This is a genomic window from Arenibacter catalasegens, assembly GCF_002909235.1.
GTDB lineage: Bacteria > Bacteroidota > Bacteroidia > Flavobacteriales > Flavobacteriaceae > Arenibacter > Arenibacter catalasegens.
This window is the reverse complement of record NZ_PHQQ01000013.1, coordinates 81041-100883: the sequence shown is the minus strand read 5'-3', so window position 1 is coordinate 100883 and position 19843 is coordinate 81041. Positions and strand designations below refer to the sequence as shown.

The 19843-nt window shown below is 39.0% G+C and carries 18 protein-coding genes; 14 read left to right on the top strand and 4 right to left on the bottom strand.

Going from position 1 to position 19843, the window contains the following annotated elements:
• Positions 1-69 precede the first annotated feature (69 nt).
• From atpB to CWD90_RS11975, 12 genes are all read left to right on the top strand, one after another.
• On the top strand, positions 70-1146 hold the full coding sequence (gene atpB / locus CWD90_RS12030) for a F0F1 ATP synthase subunit A (protein WP_103476313.1): 1077 nt from the start codon (positions 70-72) through the stop codon (positions 1144-1146).
• 38 nt (positions 1147-1184) lie between these two features.
• Positions 1185-1376: an ATP synthase F0 subunit C gene (gene atpE, locus CWD90_RS12025; protein ID WP_031446173.1), complete on the top strand. Its 192-nt coding sequence runs from the start codon at positions 1185-1187 to the stop codon at positions 1374-1376.
• Between the two features lie 90 nt (positions 1377-1466).
• On the top strand, positions 1467-1967 hold the full coding sequence (locus CWD90_RS12020; protein ID WP_103476312.1) for a F0F1 ATP synthase subunit B: 501 nt from the start codon (positions 1467-1469) through the stop codon (positions 1965-1967).
• 10 nt (positions 1968-1977) lie between these two features.
• Positions 1978-2517: an ATP synthase F1 subunit delta gene (atpH, locus tag CWD90_RS12015; RefSeq protein WP_103476311.1), complete on the top strand. Its 540-nt coding sequence runs from the start codon at positions 1978-1980 to the stop codon at positions 2515-2517.
• 58 nt (positions 2518-2575) lie between these two features.
• Entirely contained in the window at positions 2576-4150 is a 1575-nt protein-coding gene (atpA, locus tag CWD90_RS12010; protein ID WP_103476310.1) for a F0F1 ATP synthase subunit alpha, read from the top strand.
• A 103-nt stretch (positions 4151-4253) separates the two neighbouring features.
• Positions 4254-5114: an ATP synthase F1 subunit gamma gene (atpG, locus tag CWD90_RS12005; RefSeq protein WP_103476309.1), complete on the top strand. Its 861-nt coding sequence runs from the start codon at positions 4254-4256 to the stop codon at positions 5112-5114.
• Between the two features lie 337 nt (positions 5115-5451).
• A complete protein-coding gene (locus CWD90_RS12000) occupies positions 5452-6915 on the top strand; it encodes a lipopolysaccharide biosynthesis protein (protein WP_103476308.1) in 1464 nt (487 codons plus the stop codon).
• Complete coding sequence (gene dut, locus CWD90_RS11995) at positions 6912-7346, top strand: dUTP diphosphatase (protein ID WP_103476307.1); 435 nt, start codon at positions 6912-6914, stop codon at positions 7344-7346. The genes CWD90_RS12000 and dut overlap by 4 nt, the downstream gene beginning before the upstream one ends.
• A gap of 166 nt (positions 7347-7512) precedes the next feature.
• Positions 7513-8445 carry a tetratricopeptide repeat protein gene (locus tag CWD90_RS11990; RefSeq protein WP_103476306.1) on the top strand — a complete coding sequence of 311 codons (933 nt, stop codon included), beginning with the start codon at positions 7513-7515 and terminating at the stop codon, positions 8443-8445.
• Positions 8446-8449: 4 nt separating this feature from the next.
• The gene (locus CWD90_RS11985) at positions 8450-9235 is read left to right on the top strand and encodes a DUF4292 domain-containing protein (protein ID WP_103476305.1); all 786 of its coding nucleotides are present in this window, start codon (positions 8450-8452) and stop codon (positions 9233-9235) included.
• A 1-nt stretch (position 9236) separates the two neighbouring features.
• Positions 9237-10481 (top strand): murein hydrolase activator EnvC family protein, encoded by a 1245-nt coding sequence (locus CWD90_RS11980; protein WP_103476304.1) that lies wholly within the window; start codon positions 9237-9239, stop codon positions 10479-10481.
• A gap of 13 nt (positions 10482-10494) precedes the next feature.
• Positions 10495-11331: an aldo/keto reductase gene (locus tag CWD90_RS11975; RefSeq protein ID WP_285901347.1), complete on the top strand. Its 837-nt coding sequence runs from the start codon at positions 10495-10497 to the stop codon at positions 11329-11331.
• Here the strand turns inward: CWD90_RS11975 and CWD90_RS11970 are convergent.
• The gene (locus CWD90_RS11970; RefSeq protein WP_103476303.1) at positions 11328-11840 is read right to left on the bottom strand and encodes an acyl-CoA thioesterase; all 513 of its coding nucleotides are present in this window, start codon (positions 11838-11840) and stop codon (positions 11328-11330) included. The genes CWD90_RS11975 and CWD90_RS11970 overlap by 4 nt on opposite strands.
• A gap of 58 nt (positions 11841-11898) precedes the next feature.
• On the bottom strand, positions 11899-12846 hold the full coding sequence (locus CWD90_RS11965; RefSeq protein WP_103476302.1) for an HU domain-containing protein: 948 nt from the start codon (positions 12844-12846) through the stop codon (positions 11899-11901).
• A 104-nt stretch (positions 12847-12950) separates the two neighbouring features.
• Here CWD90_RS11965 and dprA point away from each other — a divergent pair, with 104 nt between their 5' ends.
• Positions 12951-14054: a DNA-processing protein DprA gene (dprA, locus tag CWD90_RS11960; protein WP_103476301.1), complete on the top strand. Its 1104-nt coding sequence runs from the start codon at positions 12951-12953 to the stop codon at positions 14052-14054.
• Positions 14055-14240: 186 nt separating this feature from the next.
• On the opposite strand, the gene CWD90_RS11955 is transcribed toward dprA, so the two are convergent.
• Together CWD90_RS11955 and trpS are read right to left on the bottom strand one after the other, a co-directional pair.
• Entirely contained in the window at positions 14241-17990 is a 3750-nt protein-coding gene (locus tag CWD90_RS11955) for a carboxypeptidase-like regulatory domain-containing protein (protein WP_103476300.1), read from the bottom strand.
• A 64-nt stretch (positions 17991-18054) separates the two neighbouring features.
• On the bottom strand, positions 18055-19023 hold the full coding sequence (trpS, locus tag CWD90_RS11950; RefSeq protein WP_103476299.1) for a tryptophan--tRNA ligase: 969 nt from the start codon (positions 19021-19023) through the stop codon (positions 18055-18057).
• Between the two features lie 72 nt (positions 19024-19095).
• On the opposite strand from trpS, the gene CWD90_RS11945 reads away from it, so the two are divergent.
• Complete coding sequence (locus tag CWD90_RS11945) at positions 19096-19839, top strand: lysophospholipid acyltransferase family protein (protein WP_103476298.1); 744 nt, start codon at positions 19096-19098, stop codon at positions 19837-19839.
• Positions 19840-19843 lie beyond the last annotated feature (4 nt).

The window sequence follows — 19843 nt, the reverse complement described above, 5'->3', positions numbered from 1 at the left end:
ATGCTTTTTTCTTTTTGAGATAAAAGCGTACATTTGCACGGATTTTTTGAGACCGATATTTTAAGCGATATGCAAAAACCATTTTACGTTAAAGTTCTTTTAGTTGTTACACTTCTTCTGGGTACCAATGCTTTCGCACAGGAAAAGGACCATTCATCCAGCGAAGAAAAAGGAAGCCTAAAAACCGAAATCAAGGAATTTATTGGACATCACTTGTTGGATTCCCACGATTTCACTCTTTTTACCATAGATGAGGAAAATAATGAGCATGTTGGTTTTCCACTGCCGGTTATTTTATGGGATAATGGCTTAAAAACGTTCTCTTCGTCTAAATTTAACCATGGGGAATCCGTGGCAGAAGTAGATGGAAATTATTATGCTCTATATCATGGTAAAATTGTAAAGACCGATGTCGAAGGGACGATCAATTACGATGATGCCCATCATGCTACCAATGCTAAACCATTGGATTTTTCCATTACCAAAAATGTGGTGTTTATATTTTTAGTAGCTGCATTGATGTTATTCTTATTCGCAAGAATGGCCAGGTCTTATAAAACCAATTCCATGCCAAAGGGCATAGGGCGTATGTTGGAGCCTATTATTCTTTATATACGTGATGATATTGCTATCCCAAATATCGGGAAGAAGCATTATAAGAAATACATGAGTTATTTGTTAACGGTGTTTTTCTTTATATGGATCATTAACCTTTTAGGGCTTACTCCGCTAGGGGTAAATGTTACCAACAATATCGCGGTTACTTTTGCTTTGGCCATCATTACCTATTTGATAACTACGTTTACCGCCAATAAGAATTACTGGAAGCATATTTTTTGGATGCCGGATGTCCCTGTCTTTATGAAGATCGTCTTGGCTCCGATTGAACTTTTGGGAACTTTGATTAAGCCATTTTCCTTAATGATTCGTTTGTATGCGAACATTACTGCAGGTCACGTGGTCTTGATGAGTATTTTGGGAATGATGTTTATCTTCAAAAACTGGATTGGAAGTCCATTGTCATTTGGTTTGGCATTTGCACTTGCTTTGTTGGAGTTGTTGGTAGCGGCCTTACAGGCCTATATTTTTACGATGTTGTCCGCTCTATATTTTGGGTCGGCCGTTGAAGAACATCATGATCATTAATAAGTAGAATGTTTAATAATTAATTATATATATATATTATGGAAATCCCAACTATTGTAGGAGCTGGTTTGATCGTTATCGGTGCTGGTTTAGGTATTGGTAAAATTGGTGGTTCTGCTATGGATGCCATCGCTCGTCAGCCAGAGGCTTCAGGTAAGATTCAAACAGCAATGTTGATTGCTGCTGCACTTATCGAAGGTATTGGTTTCGCTGCGCTTTTCGCATCTTAGTCAAACAAAATAAAGCAACAGCTATAACGGTTGGTTATAGCTGTTCTTTTACAATTAAAAATTAAACGTTTACATTTCATATATTAGGACATGGATAAATTAATAGAACAGTTTTCATTTGGATTGTTTTTTTGGCAATTGTTATTATTTGTAGCAGTGCTTTTTTTGTTGCGTAAATTTGCATGGAAACCTATTCTAGATGCCGTTGAGGATCGCGAGTCGGGAATTAAGGACGCCTTGGCCGCAGCAGAAAATGCCAAAAAAGAAATGCAAAATGTTACTGCCGATAGCGAGCGTCTTTTGCAAGAGGCACGGGTAGAACGTGAGGCCATGATCAAAGAGGCCCGTGAGATAAAAGAGAAAATGGTTTCTGATGCCAAAGAATTGGCTCAGGCTGAAGCGGATAAGATGATCAAGCAGGCCCAAGTTGCCATTGAAAGTGAAAAGAAAGCAGCAGTAGCCGATATAAAAAATGAAGTAGCCACCCTATCCCTTGAGATTGCGGAAAAGGTAATTAAAGGTCAATTTTCCGATAAGGCCAAGCAATTAAAGTTGGTCGAGGAAATGATCGGGGATATCAAGCTAAATTAGGGATTAGGATATGAACGAAGCTAGAGCAGCCGTACGTTACGCAAAGGCAGTATTGGACTTGGCGGTAGAGAACAAAGCTACCGAACAGGTGGAAAAGGATTTTCGAGGAATAGTATCTACTATAGCCGATAGTGCTGAACTTCAGGAAATGTTGGGAAGCCCTGTTTTAAAAGGCGAACTAAAAAAGAATGCCTTATCCGAAATTTTTAAGGGTAGTAATTCAGTTACTGAGGGACTTATTTCCACACTGGTGGATAATAAGAGGATTTCAATTCTGAACGTTGTTGCCGAAAAGTTTATTATTTTAAATGAAGCCAGGAAGGGTCAAGGTGTTGCTAAGGTAACTACTGCGGTACCTCTAAGCGCTGAACTTGAGAAGAAAATATTGAGCAAAATAGTTGAACTTACCGGTAATGAATCTACCATTGAGAACCATGTGGATGAAAGTATTATTGGAGGGTTTATTTTGCGAGTTGGGGATTTGCAGTATGATGCAAGTATAGCCAACAAATTAAGTAATTTGAAAAGAGAGTTTACAAATAGTCTATAAATAATTTTTTTGGACGATGTTGGGTTTCAATGTAGTCCTAATCTTATATCTATAACAAATGGCAGGAGTAAAAGCCGCTGAAGTATCAGCAATATTAAAGAAACAGTTATCGGGGTTTGAAGCATCAGCTTCATTAAACGAAGTAGGTACCGTTCTACAAGTGGGTGATGGTATCGCTAGAGTTTATGGATTATCCAATGTTCAATACGGAGAATTGGTAGAATTTGAAGGTGGACTTCAAGGGATCGTTCTAAACTTGGAAGAGGATAACGTTGGTGTGGTATTGTTGAGTCCATCCAGAAATATAAAGGAAGGATCGGTTGTAAAGCGCACCCAGACCATTGCCTCCATCAAAGTGGGTGAAGGTATAGTAGGCCGTGTTGTAGATACATTGGGAGTTCCTATAGATGGTAAAGGGCCAATAACTGGTGAATTATATGAATTGCCATTGGAACGTAAAGCCCCTGGGGTTATCTACCGTCAGCCGGTGACAGAGCCGTTGCAAACCGGAATAAAGGCTATTGATGCCATGATTCCTGTAGGTAGAGGACAACGGGAGCTGGTTATTGGTGACCGTCAGACAGGTAAGACTACCGTTTGTGTGGATACCATTTTGAATCAAAAAGAATTTTATGAAGCCGGGCAACCTGTTTATTGTATATATGTTGCCATAGGCCAAAAAGCCTCAACGGTAGCAAATATTGCTAAAACTTTGGAAGATGCTGGAGCTTTGGCGTACACTACCATTGTTGCTGCAAACGCTTCAGATCCCGCTTCTATGCAGGTATATGCTCCTTTTGCAGGTGCCGCGATCGGAGAATATTTTAGGGATACTGGTAGACCAGCTTTGATAATTTATGATGATTTATCAAAACAAGCTGTTGCCTATCGTGAGATATCATTATTGTTAAGACGTCCACCGGGACGTGAAGCTTATCCTGGAGATGTATTTTACCTTCACTCCAGATTACTGGAACGTGCTGCCAAAGTAATTGCAGATGATACAATCGCCAAGGACATGAACGATTTGCCGGATGTATTGAAACCATTGGTAAAAGGTGGTGGATCTTTAACGGCATTGCCGATTATTGAAACTCAGGCCGGTGACGTTTCCGCTTATATTCCTACCAATGTTATATCTATTACAGACGGACAGATTTTCTTAACGCAAGATCTTTTCAACCAAGGGGTTCGTCCAGCGATCAACGTGGGTATTTCAGTATCACGAGTTGGGGGTAATGCTCAGATAAAATCGATGAAAAAAGTAGCAGGTACCTTGAAATTAGATCAGGCGCAATTCCGTGAATTGGAAGCTTTTGCCAAGTTCGGTTCAGATTTGGATGCCGCTACATTGAATGTTATTGAAAAAGGACGTAGAAACGTTGAAATTCTTAAGCAGGCGCAGAACGATCCTTTTACGGTTGAAGATCAGGTGGCTATCATCTATGCTGGTTCCAAAAACCTATTGAATAAAGTTCCAGTTGAGAAAGTTAAAGAATTTGAAAGGGATTATCTCGAGTTCTTGAACGCCAAGCATAGAGACGTTTTGGATCAACTTAAGGCCGGTAAGTTAACGGATGAAGTTATTGATGTTTTGTCTTCTGTGGCAAAGGATTTATCCGCCAAATATTAATAAAGTAATCTTTTCAGTTTTCCAAATCTGGAAAACTGAAAAGAATTGAATAAATAAATGTCTAACACAGTATTCCTCTCCTAGGGGAGCTTAAGTGGAGCCTATGGCCAATTTAAAAGAAATACGAAATAGAATTGCTTCGGTATCTTCAACGATGCAGATTACCAGTGCAATGAAAATGGTATCTGCAGCAAAGTTAAAGAAGGCCCAGGATGCCATTACCGCAATGCGTCCATATTCTGATAAATTATCGGAGCTTTTGCAAAGTTTAAGCGCTAGTCTGGATACAGATTCTGGAAGCAAGTTTGCAGATAATCGCGAAGTAAAAAGGGTTTTGATCGTAGCTATAAACTCTAACCGAGGTTTATGTGGCGCCTTTAATACCAACATCTTAAAACAGAGTGTTCTTTTGGCCAACACCACCTATGCAGGGAAACAAGTAGATTTTGTTGCGATTGGTAAAAAGGCAAATGATATTTTAAAGAAAAAGCACAAGGTTATTGCAAACCATAGTGCGGTTTATGAAGATTTAACATTCGATAATGTTGCTGCCATTGCCGAGGAATTAATGGATTTGTTTACTACTGGGGCCTATGATAAAATTGATATTGTTTATAACAAATTCAAGAATGCGGCTACTCAAATAGTAATGACAGAGCAATTTTTACCAATTGTTCCGGTAGAAGGCGAAGCCAATTCCGCCGCCGATTATATTTTTGAGCCTTCCAAATTGGAGATTGTGGAGCAGTTAATTCCTAAATCATTAAAGACACAATTGTATAAAGGTATACGCGATTCATTTGCCAGTGAGCATGGAGCTCGTATGACCGCTATGCACAAAGCAACGGACAACGCTACTGACTTAAGAAATCAGTTGAAACTTACTTACAATAAGGCGAGACAAGCCTCAATCACCGGTGAAATTTTAGAAATTGTTGGTGGAGCGGAAGCGTTGAACAATTAGAAAAGCCGTTATGGGTTTTCAATTTGTCAACTGCAAAGTGGGCAACAATTAGACGTAGCGGAAGCGGAGTCAAATTTCAACTATTCGGAAGCGTTGAACAATTAAGCTGTAGAACATTTGTCTTATCGATTTTGATAGGATGCGAAATATAAAGCCCCACAACATTGTGGGGTTTTTTTGTATGTTCTTGGGAATAACCGGAGGTTGGAATTCCTTTTCTCAATTCAAAGTGGGGCAAAATAAATGATTTAAAAAGGTTATTTGCCGCATAAGCTAATTAACTAACTTTGCCCGCATTGATTAAATGCCTAATTTTAAAGCTAATTCATAGATTTCTTTGAATCCACTTAAAAAACTATTTAAACAGACGTTTATCTATGGCTTAGCTACGGTATTGCCCAGAATGCTATCGTTTCTTTTAACGCCCTTATATGTCACTGTTCTTCCGACGGATGGGTACGGGGAGGTTTCCATTATTTTTGCCTGGTTTGCTATATTTAATGTGTTACTGGCTTATGGTATGGAAACGGCGTTTTTCCGCTTTTACCACGATGCTGCTCTAAATAAAAAGACGGTTGTTACTACTTCCCTAATATCTATTGGTGCCTCTTCTTTTATTTTCATGCTTCTAGCTTTTATCTTTAAGGGGGCAGTTTCATCAGTCAGCGATATAGATCCGAAATTTATCACCTATGCCATATTGATCCTGGTTTTGGATGCTTTGGTAATCATTCCGTTTTCGTGGTTAAGAGCCAATGAAAAGCCGATGCGATATGCCTTGGTCAAGATTGCCAATGTGGTGATCAACCTAGGATTGAATTGTTTTTTTCTAATAGTTCTCCCAATATTGGCGGAAAGCAATCCAGATTCGTTTTTAAGTGGGCTTTACAAGCCTAATTTTGAAATTTCCTACATCTTCATTTCTATGTTAATTGCTAGTGGCACAACTCTCTTATTGATGTTGCGCCTCTATCTAAGAAGGCCCTACGTATTTGACAGGACCATATGGGCCAGTATGATGAAATACGCAGCTCCTGTTTTAATTGCAGGTATAGCCTTTACCATCAATGAAGTATTTGATCGAATTATGTTAGATTGGCTTTTGCCAAATGATATTGCCGAGAGTGAGATTGGAAAATACTCTGCATGTTATAAGCTCACTTTGTTTATGACCTTATTTGCTACGGCCTTTAGGATGGGGATAGAGCCCTTCTTTTTTAGTCACTCCAAAAGTGATAATCCGCAAAAGGCATATGCACAGATTACAAACTATTTCGTAATCCTGGGAAGTGTCATTTTACTATCTGTTGTGGTCTATGCGGATGTACTTAAACTCATCATTGTACCCAATGCAGATTATTGGGAGGCGATGTCCGTTGTGCCCATTATAATATTGGCGAGTTTTTTTTTAGGGATATACCACAACCTATCGGTTTGGTACAAAGTAACGGATCGCACTAAATTTGGAGCTTATATTTCCTTGATCGGTGCCGTACTGACCATTATAATCAATTTTGCTTTTATTCCGTATTTTGGATATGTTGCCTCAGCTGTAGCTACTTTAGTAGCCTATGGGTCTATGGTAATCCTTTCATTCTTTTTTGGCAGAATGTACTATCCTATTCCATACAACCATAGAAAAATAGTTTTTTACTTAGGGGTCTCTATTCTTTTTTCTATGTTGTCGTTTTATGTTTTTGATCGTAATTTAATAATTGGCAGTATTTTTTTCATTTCATTTTTAGGCATAGTGTATAGGCTTGAAAGTGATAAACTCAAACAAATATTTTTAAGGAAATGACAATAAAAATCATCAATAAATCGGCCCATGCATTACCTAATTATGAAACCTTGGCTTCTGCTGGGATGGATTTAAGGGCCAATCTTACCGAGTCCATAGTTATGCAACCCATGGACAGAACCATTGTTAAGACAGGACTTTTTTTGGAACTTCCCATAGGTTTTGAGGCCCAGGTAAGGCCTCGAAGTGGGTTGGCTGCGAAAAGGGGAATTACCGTATTGAATGCCCCTGGCACGATTGATGCGGATTATCGAGGGGAGGTTGGTGTAATCCTAATAAACCTTTCCAATGAAGCATTTACCATTGAAAACGGCGAGCGAATTGCCCAGTTGGTCATTGCCAAACACGAAAGGGCAGCGTGGAACGAGGTTGAGGTGCTATCAGAAACTTCCAGGGGCGAAGGAGGCTTTGGCAGTACAGGGGTAAAATAAAATCTCCTTATCAAAACAAGGGATAATCTAGTGTTATCATTAATTTTAATGAACCTAATTCCTTTTCCGGTATTTCTGGATAGTTGGTAGTAGGGACAATTATGACTTTGGAATAGTTTTTCCATAGGGTTATTGGTATGCCTTTCGTTTGGAGCAATATTTAGATATGATTAAAAACTTTTGCATATTTCTTTTTGCCTTGGGATTATATTTAACCCCAAGGCTTATTTGCGCTCAGGAAAATGAGTTAAAAGTGGAAGAAAGTTCGGAGGTTTATTTAGAGGAATATACCGATGAGTTTCAAGAAAAATTCTTTGAGGCATTAAAGCAAAAGGGTATAGAGAACTACGATAGGGCAATTAACCTCCTGTTGGAATGTAAGCGATTGGACTCAAGCAATCCTGTTATCGACCACGAACTGGCCAAAGCTTATTTGGCTTCAAAACAGTTTGTTCTTGCACAACAATACGCCATTTCCGCTTTAACCGCTAGACCGGATAATTTTTGGGTATTGAAGGATTTGGTTGAAATAGTACAGCGGCAAGGTTCCACCATAGATCAAGTGAAGGACAAAATACCATATAGAGACTCGAAGCTCAGGGAAAATCTTGCGCTGATCTATTACGAGCAGCAAAACTATAACAATGCCTTAAAAATACTTAACGGTATTAAAACGTCCTTGTTTTCCAAGCAACTTACTTTAAAAATAAACGATTCCATTAGGTCTATGGATGTAATTGAAAATCAAGAGGATACCTTGGCAGTACAAGTAAAGAAGGAAAACCCAAAACAAAATTACGAATCTATTATTTCTGACTTTTTAGAAAAGAGCGACTTTAAGAATGCAGCAACTACAAGTGAAGAGGCCATGGAAAGTTTTCCAACCCAACCCTACTTTTATTTTGCCTTTGGACTTAGCTTGAATAAGGCAAAGAAACATAAGGAAGCCATTGACATTTTGGAGTCGGGATTGGATTATTTATTGGACGACGTGGAACTAGCGAATAAAATGTATAAAGAATTAGTGGATGCTAACAACGCTTTGGGAAATTCTTCCAAGGCAAATATGTATCTTAGTAAAATTAAATCCGGGTCATAAAACTATGGAATACAGTATAAATAAACTACATAAATGGGCAGTACTCTGTATTTTTGTAGTTGTGGTGTTTTCTTGTAAGTCCACCAACGTAATCAAAAGTGGGACAGTGGATGAGAATTTGACGGCAAAGGCTATCATTAGGAATCATTATTATTCCCATTTGAGTTTTAAAACGCTAAGTGGTAAGGTGAGAATAGACTTTTCGGATGGTGAAACTACCCAGAGCGTAAGTGTAAGTCTTAGAATGGAAAAGGATAAGGCTATATGGCTGAGTGCCCCTTTGGGAATCGTAAAAGCTTACATTACACCCGAGCGCGTATCTTTTTATAATAAAATGGATAACGAATATTTTGACGGTAATTTCTCATATTTAAGTCAATTGTTAGGCACGGACCTCGATTTTGAAAAAGTGCAAAATTTACTTTTGGGCGAGGCCCTTTTCGATTTAAGGGATGAAAAATATATGGTGGATATAGCCAACGACAATTACCTGTTAAAACCCAAAAAAGCTGGTGAACTATTTAAAACCCTATTTCAAATTGAACCATTGAGTTATAGAATGGTTACCCAACAATTATCCCAACCTTGGCATAAGCGACTGTTGGAAATAAACTATAAGAACTATCAAAAAGTCAACAAATGGATTTTGCCAGGTGAGATAGATATCCTAGCGCTAGATGGTGAAAAGAGCAATAACATTACTCTCGAATTTAGAAATATGGAATTTAATAGAGCATTGAATTTTCCATATAGTATACCAAATGGTTTCAAAGAAATAGTATTAAATTAATATGGGAAGTAAACACTCTTATGTAGTTTATGTTCTTTTAGTTATGTTGCTTCTACTAGGCAATATAACCTTGGCACAGACCAATGAACAGAAGGCCTTGGAATCTAAACGGGAACAACTTCAAAAGGAAATATCGGAAATTAACCGATTATTGTTTGCCAAGAAGAAAGAGAAGGGAAATGTCTTGGAGCAAATGGAGGCAATGGATCAAAAAATAAACGTGCGCCAGCAATTGATCAGGGTAACCAATCAGCAGTCCAACTTACTTAATAGACAAATAAATACCAATATCCGAAATATTGGAAAACTCCGTAACGATCTGGCCTTTCTTAAAGAGGAATACGGCAATATGATCCAAAAATCCTATCAAAATAAATCTGGTCAAAGTAGACTAATGTTTCTTCTGTCCTCCGAGAATTTCCTGCAAGCTTTTAAGCGATTACAGTATATGAAGCAATACACCCAGTATAGAAAGGAACAGGGTGAGCAAATTGTCGCCAAGACTGATGAGCTTACTCAGTTGAACAAGGATCTTTCCGTTCAACGTAAGGAGAAAGATAAATTGGTAGCCGAAAATACCCAGATCAAAGACCAATTGTTCAAGGAGATCCAATCCCAAAAAATATTGCTTAAAAGTATACGGCAAAACGAGAGCAAATACGCTGCGGAAATTGATAAGAAAAAGAAGGAGGCAAAGAGGATCGACCAACAGATAGAAAGCTTGATTCGAAGTGCTATTGCAGCATCCAATAAAGCGGTCGGAAAATCTACCAATACCAGCACTGCAAGTAGCAGTAAGTTTGTTTTAACCCCCGAGGCAGCCATAGTGGCCAATAATTTTTCGGCCAACAAGGGAAAATTGATATGGCCTGTTGAAAAGGGGATTAAAAGACAGGGCTTTGGGGTTTACAGTGATGCGGTATATCCCGGTATAAAGCATGAAAGCAATGGGGTTATTATCGCCACGGATGAGGGTTCCAAGGCCAGGGCTATTTTTGAAGGAGAAGTTATCGCCATACTTTCCGTTCCCGGTGGCAATAAGGGGGTGCAGATTAAGCATGGAAATTATATAAGCACTTATTACAACCTGTCCAGGATTTACGTGAAAAAGGGTGATAAAGTAAATATCAAATCTGATTTAGGAGATATATACACTAGTAAATCCAGTGGCACTACCCAGTTAAAATTTTATTTGTACAAGGATACTACTCGCCTTAATCCTGAAGAATGGATATTTCAATTATAAAAATAATTTAGCCTTGAAAAATATAACTGATTTAAAAGGAACGTTTACTTTAAACAATGGAGTTGAAATGCCCTATCTTGGTTTGGGCGTTTATTTGAGCGAAGATGGAAAAGAAGTGACCAATGCCGTAAAATGGGCGTTGGAAGAAGGTTATCGGCATATAGACACTGCTTCCATCTACAAAAATGAAGAGGGCGTTGGTAAGGGGATAATGGATAGTGGTGTTGCGCGTAAAGATATATTTGTAGTGAGTAAGGTCTGGAATAGCGATCAGGGCTATGACAGTACTCTAAAGGCGTACGAAGCCAGTCTAAAGCGGTTGAATTTAGATTATTTGGATCTTTACCTGGTGCACTGGCCTGTAAATGGAAAATATAAGGATACTTGGCGTGCTTTAGAATATTTATACGAACAGAAGCGAGTTAGGGCGATAGGAGTCAGTAATTTTATGCAACACCATCTCGAGGACTTGCTTTCTTCAGCCACATATGTTCCTACGGTTAATCAAATGGAATTTCATCCGTACTTGGTACAGCAGGACCTAATCGATTTCTGTAATAAAAATACCATTCAGTATGAATCGTGGTCTCCGTTGATGCAAGGACGTATTTTTGAATTGGATGTAATGAAAGGTTTGGCAGTAAAATACAATAGGACCATAGCCCAGATCGTATTGCGATGGAATTTGCAAAAAGGAGTAATCACTATTCCAAAATCCTCAAAAAAGGAACGTATAAAGGCAAATGCCGATATTTTTAATTTTGCACTCGAACCGCAGGATATCAAAAAATTGGATCACTTGGACTGCGGAAAACGATTTGGTCCCGACCCCAATAATTTCGATTTTTAATCCATAAACAAGGCTTTGAGTTCAGTGGCATCCTTGGGCTTCATCTTACCTGCAAGGACCAAACTAAGCTGTTTTCTGCGAAGAGCAGCTTCAAATCGCTCAATTTCCAATGAAGACTCAGGCTTTAATTCCGGAACTTTCGTGGGTTTTCCGGTGTCATCTACGGCAACAAAAGTAAATATGGCTTCGTTAACTTTGCTTCTCTCTCCATTAAATCGGTCTTCCATCCATACATCTATAAAAACCTCCATGGAGGTCTTAAAGGCCCTTGAAACAGCTGCTTCAACCGTTACTACGCTTCCTACGGGTACGGCTTGGTTAAAGACCACATGGTTCACGGAAGCAGTAACTGTAATTCGTCTGCTGTGGCGTCTGGCGGCTATACTGGCCGCACGGTCCATTCGGGCCAACAATTCCCCTCCGAACAAGTTGTTCAAAGGATTTGTTTCACTTGGAAGGACCATATCGGTCATTAACGTACGCGATTCACTGGGCGTCTTTGGCTCCATAAATTGATTTTGGGGCAAAGATACATTGGTATTGTTAAGCTAAAAAGTAGAGAGGGAATTATTTTACAGATCTCAACCAGGCTTCGGGTGATTCAGATATTTTTATTTTCCGCAAGTAGTTTAGGGCTTCATTGGCGTCATCAAAACTGCCATAGGCCACCATATGCAATCCATATTGGTTGGTACCTAGATAAGAGGCATCGTATCCTTTTTCTTTTAATTGAAGTACCTTTTTTTCTGCATTTTCCTGTATTCTAAAGGCGCCGGCAATAACTTGGTGAACACCAGTTTTCTTGGATGAGATTACATTTAATGAAACCGCGGGCAATTCTAAAGGGGCAGTATTAAAAAAAGTAGCTTCCTGAATGTTTTTGGAAACTTGTTGGTGAGCCTCTTGTCTTACCAATTCTTGGTTGGACGCGTTCTCATTATAAAGGCGATAACCAGTAAAACCAGTAGCAATTGCCAACAATATTACAGCAGCATATTTTAAATAAGGTCTAATGGGAGACTCCTTCCGAGTTTCGGGAGTAATCATAAAAGGAATTTTTTCTTCCAATTCAATTACTTCCTCCTTTAGAACCTCCCTAGAAATTGGGGTAGATACAAAGGTAGACATACCAAAGGATGATGTTAAGTAATTTACTTTATATGAAGGTTGAAACTGTGCTTTCCCTTCCTTGTTCAGCCATAGTTCACCAATGTTGGGAAGGCTTAAACGATTTCCTTCCTTTAAAAGCTTTTTCCATTTCAAAGATACTGCGGCTATTTGCTTCTGCATGTCTTCATAGGACATCTTTTCGGCATCGGCCATGTAAGAAACCAACAATCCATCATTGGAAGTAAGTTGTTCGTTGAAGGATATTATTTTCGAAGGAGGGTAAAATGAATTCGTCCCATCATTGATAACGGCAGACTTCATCTGCGTCAAGAAAGCACCAAATTCAGGCACCATTACACAATTGTATCTATAAAGCAGCTCCGCTATGTAATGTTCGGTTCCCATAGTGACAAAGATTAGAAAAATAACACAAGTTCAAAACTCTTGGCATAACTTTTTATTAACATTATATTTGATGTATTTTGTGAACAACTAAGCTCGTTTCATAAATGTCTAGAGATGAAATAATTGCTGTTCTACGCCTGCAGAACGTACCAAATATTGGTGACATAACCGCAAAAAAATTAATTTCAAATTGCGGAAGTCCATCGGTAATCTTTGAGGATAAAATTCGTCATTTACTTAAAATTGATGGAATTGGGTCTAGCACCCTTAAGGGTCTAATGGACTTAGAGCATTTGGAGGCTGCTGAAGAGGAGTTGGAGTTTTTAGGGAAACATGAAATTGACCTTCATTATTTTATGGACGACAGTTATCCGGCCTATTTAAAACACTGTATAGATAGCCCTATTTTGCTTTTTAGCGAGGGGAACATAAATCTGAACCGCCATAAAATAATAAGTGTTGTAGGGACCAGAAATATTACCAGTTATGGTACTGCTTTTTGTGAGCAACTTATTGAAGAATTGGCGCCCTTGGATCCGGTAATTGTAAGTGGTTTTGCCTACGGAGTGGATATATGTGTACAAAAGGCAGCAATAAAGCACGGCTTGCAAACAATAGGGTGTTTGGCGCATGGGTTAAATCAGATCTATCCAAAAATTCACAAAAAATATGTTTCTGAGGTCAATAAAAATGGTGGATTTTTCACAGAGTTTTGGAGTACAAGTCAACCCGAAAGGGAAAATTTCTTAAAACGAAACAGGATTATAGCAGGAATGGCCGAAGCTACAATTGTCGTGGAATCGGCTGAAAAGGGGGGTAGCTTGGTAACGGCCGATATTGCCAATAGTTATAATCGTGATGTTTTTGCCGTACCTGGAAGAACCCAGGATAAATACAGCAGTGGTTGTAATAACTTAATTAAACAACAGAAAGCCCAAATGCTCACTTCCGCGGCCGACCTCATTTATATGTTGGGATGGGAATTGGAGGAAAAGAAGCCCTCTGCGATTCAAAAACAATTATTTGTGGACCTGGATGATACCGAAAAGGAGATTTATGATTATTTACAACAGGGAGGCAAACAATTGTTAGACAGTATTGCCTTGGATTGTAAGCTTCCTATTTATAAGGTTTCTTCAACGCTTTTGAATATGGAAATGAAGGGAGTGGTGAGGCCACTTCCGGGCAAGTTGTTCGAAGCCATTTAAGATTTGACCGACTCATTGGTCTCTAAAACTAATAATTGTTGCTATAATTCTTAAAATGAGGTTTTTTGTCGATAAAAGACCACTTAAGAACTTAGTTTTTTATGAAATACTTGGTCGAAAGGATACCTAAACCGACTAGGTGGTTTTTTAGTTTATTCGATAGGGCTAAAGACTGGCTATTGTAAATTAATCCTTTACACTAAACGATTGAAGATAATTTCCGGGAGTTCCGTATAGGGATAACCCTTCTATGTGTACCTGAATTTGTTTGGCATTATCCGAATTGTAGAATAGGAGTCTTGCATTACCATTTTTATCCGTAGTAAATGAAGGGTTCCAATAGAGGGTTGCACGGTTATCTGGAGCACTATTTTCATCTAAAGTGACATTGTATTTTGGGGAGTAGAACTCCCGTTGAGGGGCATGGCCCTCAATGGCAAATTCTGGGGATACTGCAGGAGAAATAGTTTTAGCTCCCCCTCTTTTTGTGTAGATAAGGATGACCCCATTGGCCCCTCTGGATCCATAAATGGCCGCTGAGGGCCCTTTTAGAATTTCGACTCTTTCAACTGTGTAAGTATCCATGGTGGTAATGTAGGTAGGCACGGGACCTGGGGACATGGATTGCTCCATTGATAAAGAAAGATTCACGGGAACAGCACTTCCTGCGCCTTGGTCAGTGGAAGTACGTTGTCTCTGGGTAGACCTGGCTTGCGATGATGCTGAAGGATTATCATTGTTGACGGGCACACCGTTGAGTATCCATAATGGGGAGCCTCCATTTCTAATACTCACTGTATTGCCATTTACGCTTACCCCTGCAAATCTTCTTACCAGATCAAGTACAGTTTGGGCTGACCTATTATCCTCCATATACAGGGAAGCATCAGGCGTTTGGCCATAAACAGATGGCGAGGCATTTCTAGACTTCTCTGTCCTTTTTTCAGTAATAATAACTTCGTCGAGTTTTGTTGTTTTATTTATATCGAAAGCTGGAAAGAGAATTCTTTGTGGATGGGGAATTTGCATATATTTTTCGGCTTGGAAATGCAAATTTATAAACCGGGATGGTGGAAGTGTAGTTTTTTGTTTGTCAATGATAATTTTTACGTCAATAGGGCTGTCTGAGTTGTCAAAAGCATTGAAGGCAATTTTGGTCGTATCCTTAAAGTTAAAATCTGGTATGGTAAAACTTCCATTCAAAGTCGTTTTTGCCGAAAGCATTCCCAATTGCTCCCCGGATTTCGCAATTACGGTTAAATGGGTGTTGGCTAAAGGCTTGTTGTTTAGGTTTGTTGCAATTCCTGATATGGTAAGCCCTTTTACAAAATTGAACTCTTTGGTTGAATTGGACACTACTTTAATTTCAGGCCATGGGATTTTTCGCCAGCCATGGGTCAGCATTACTAAATCCAGGGCGTGCAGCGTTGCTTTTTTCTGGTTGAGAAAAAGAAGTCCGGGATCGGAAATATGGCCCTTAATGTCTGATTGCAATAAAAGATGGGTTAAAATGTTCGCAGAATTTGGACTTTTTAAACCTTGATCTACATCCGTGGCGGCCATGGATAGTTCGGCCATAACAGGCCTGCCATCGGTGTCGGATACATGCACATCTATGGTAATTTCACTTCTATCCTTAAATTTTTTAGGATTTAAATTGGCATTTATTACCAATTCATCCTGATTATTGATAAATACGATACGTTCACTCCAAGGTTTTTTTTGTGAATCAAACAGGGTAAGTGTCATGATTCCGCTAGGCATTTTACTTTTAGGCATTTCAAAATTTACGGCAGGTTCACCTTCAAAATTAAATTTACCTTGATAGTATTTTTTATTGTTTATATGGCCAAGTACATAAAAAAATTGCTCTCTCAGAGTTTCCGAGGCCTGAATTTTTACTTGAATGCTTTTTGGATTTACGTTGTATGCCGTTATTGCATATCCCTCACTCATTACTTCAGGGAGTGGGAATTTGGTGCCGTCCTCGAGGATGACCGAATATTTTTCTCCTGCCTGTGGTTTAAGATTGAAAAAACCGGAGCCTCTATCTATCGTGGCCAAGGCGGCCATGAATTTTCCTTGCGAATCTACAATTTGACCTTTTATATTCCTGTTTAGACCATCATTCCCAATTGCTTTAAATGCTACTTGTCCAACTAAATCTGCAACTAGGTGCCCACCTTCGGGGAAGAACTGCAAATCAATTTTATCCTCTTTTGGCAAGGCGCTTAGCGGAGTACTAAGGTCATTAAAGACCTGTATTGTTTTGGTGAAAAAGAAATCGTGATCAAAATTTCGCATCCAATTGCTATAGGCACGCAATTGATAATTGCCCGAATGAAGGTTGCTGGGTAAATCCATATTACCGGTTGCCTTACCATTGACAATTTCTTGGGTTTGGGAAAGCACAATTTCATTTTTCGGACCAATTAGATCCACATGAAGTACCCTGCTACCTAGTGAAAATTGATGATAGCGCCCCAAAACCGTATAACCGCTGAACCATATGGTTTCACCTGTTGTAAATAATTCTTTGTCCGTGTGCAGAAAAACTTTTTCCACTGGGTTATAATTATTGTATTGGTTAACGGATACTCCCAAATCTCCCATAAATGGATCATTGGTTAAATTGGATTGTAATAGTGCCACTTGATCTTTGCTGTTGAGGAAGATGGAGCCAAAAGCACCTACCTTTGCAAAGGACGTTATTACTTCTTCCTCTACCGGTGTTCTTTTTACAATGGGATTGTCTTCCCAAAATTTTTCGTTGTAACCTATTTCGTCGAGTTTTTGCCAGTCAGTTTTATTTTTCCCGAACTGCCCTCCCAATTTTTTTCTAGATGTGGGCTTGTAATTTTCAAAAAAAGTTAGGTTTGAGGAGGAGGTAGTATGAAACTCAAAATTGTCGTTTATATGGTAGTCAAATTCTTGGGCAATATTAATATAATCTATTGAGGAATTGCCTGTATTTTCTGGGTTGTAAGCCATTTCAAACGAGATATTATAGTTTTTCCATGAGTTGTTATTGTTATTCACGAGTTGAACAAATTTTAAATCGTCATGGGAAAGACTACCAGTAATTTTTAGGATGTCGTAGGTTTTAAGGTTGATGTATACCTCCGCCTCGAAGGTTGGGGTTTTGATCGTTTTTTTGGGTTTGAACTTTAATACCGCAATTTTATCGCTGCTGGATTCTATGTATTCAACTATATGGATGTCATAAAAGACTTCCAAAGCGGGGTGCATTGGAAAAATAACCTCTTCAGTGTTGGGTTGGAATGGAGAAATCAATCGAGTTAATAGTGTGTAGTTCCTGTTGTGAAGCCCTCCTGGTTTTAATGCATATCGTCCTTCAATAATGTCCCAATCCTCTATTCCTCTTGAATTATAGCGTATGTCATAGATAATTTCTGAAAACTCGGAGTATTCATTCCCATTTTTCGATTTTTGCCTATAAAAGGCTCGGCCATAGTTGGGTTTTGTAGTTTGCTTGTTGGCTTTTTGAAATGCTTTTTTGGCCAGTTCCAAGGCGTAAGCGTCTTTTTTGGATGCCGTTACAATGACCTCTTCCAGCACATTGGAAAAGGGTGTTAATTCAACTATTAGGGTGGTAGTTAGGTCAACTTCAACTACGTATTTGTTATAATTTATATGTGTAAATATAAGTTTGGCCGGCAGGGAGTCGACCTTTATTACAAACTCGCCCAATTCGTTGCTTGCAGTTCCCCAAGGTGAAGAGGCAATTCCTATATTGCAAAAAGGGATAGGGTTCCCTGTTGCTTGGTCAATTACTCTTCCATTAATTTCTTGTTGTTGATTTATATCCTCATATAACTCAACGGGATCGCTTGAATAATTGGGGAAAATAGCAAATAGGACAGCAGTATATGACCAAATACTGGAAATTAGAAAATAACTGGTAATTCGTGCCATCGCTTCAAAGATAGAAGCATCAAGGTACGAAGTAAAAATTAAATAGTTGGAAAAGACGCAAATATCAATAACCCACTTTTGCTCTCACCCTATTCAAGACCCCGTCTGCCACTTTTTTGGCTTTTTCGGCACCAACAGCCAAGGCTTCATCCAGTTCATTTAAGTTGTTCATATAATAATCGAACTTTTCCCTGGCCTCTCCAAATCGTTCAAGTATTACTTCATAAAGTGCTTGTTTTGCATGTCCGTAGCCATAGTTGCCATTAATATAATTAGCTCTCATTGCTGCAACTTGGCTTTCTGAAGCAAGAATTTTATACAAGGCAAAAACGTTATCGGTTTCTGGGTCTTTAGGGGCTTCCATAGGAGTACTGTCCGTTTGTATTCCCATGACTTGTTTTCGTAATTGCTTATCTGTTTGAAAAAGGCTGATTAAATTACCTTGGCTTTTGCTCATTTTGGACCCATCCGTTCCAGGGATATACATAGTCTCCTCCTGTACCTTTCCTTCGGGCATTACAAAGGTATCCCCTAATTGGGCATGAAACCTTGATGCCACATCACGGGTCATTTCCAAATGTTGCATTTGGTCCTTACCTACAGGGACTATCTGGGCGTCGTATAAAAGTATATCTGCAGCCATCAGCATGGGATAGAAAAATAGCCCCGCATTTACATCATCTAGTCGGTCTGCCTTATCTTTAAAAGAGTGGGCAAGGGTTAATCTTTGATACGGGAAAAAGCAGCTGAGGTACCATGCCAGTTCTGCGGTCTGTGGAATATCACTTTGACGATAAAAAGCGGTTTTGTTAATGTCCAAACCAAATGCCAGCCAGGTAGCGGCGACGGCGTATGTATTGTTCCGTAGTTGCTCCCCATTCTTGATCTGGGTTAGCGAGTGCATATCCGCAATGAAGAGAAAGGATTCGTTTGCTGGATTGTTCGCCATTTCTATCGCTGGGATAATTGCTCCCAATATATTTCCCAGATGAGGAGTCCCCGTACTTTGTATACCTGTTAAGATTCTTGCCATTATTTTATTTTCAAAGAAGGACAAAGGTAAAAGAAAACTTAAAAAAGGACTAAAATTATTACTTTTGATCTCATGCTATTGATTTTAAAGAAAATAGGCCAAACACTTTTCCGAATTTGGTTCCATATTTTAGTGATTTTGCCCATATTACTAATGTTCCCATTTCTGGTACTTTTCAGTATTTCCGAAAAAACCTACCCGCAGTTCTTTTGGTTGGCACGCAATGTATGGGCAAATGTAATTTTATACGGTATGGGTTTTGTCCCGATAATAAAGAGGGAGCAGAAGCTTAAAAAAGGACAAAGTTATATGCTAGTATCCAACCATACTAGTATGTTGGATATAATGATGATGCTAAAAGTCAGTAAAAACCCCTTTGTTTTTATCGGGAAGAAGGAATTGGCCAATATACCACTTTTTGGTTTTTTCTATAAACGCGTATGCATTATGGTAGATAGGGAGAGCTCTAAAAGTAGAACCGCAGTTTATAGGCGGGCACAGAAAAGGTTAGATCAGGGAGTAGGTATATGCATTTTCCCGGAAGGAGGAGTGCCTGATGAACACATACTTTTGGACGAGTTTAAGGACGGGGCCTTTAAAATGGCTATAACACAGAAAATCCCGATAGTACCCATAACCTTTTATGATAATAAAAAGCGGTTTTCTTTTACTTTTTATAGTGGAAGTCCTGGGCGTTTACGCGGTAAAGTGCATAAGTTTTTTGCTACCGATAATCTAGACGAGACAGATAAACCGAAGCTTCGGGAGAATGTTCGTAATGTAATTTTGAAGGAGCTCGAATGTTCTGGCACTTGACAAT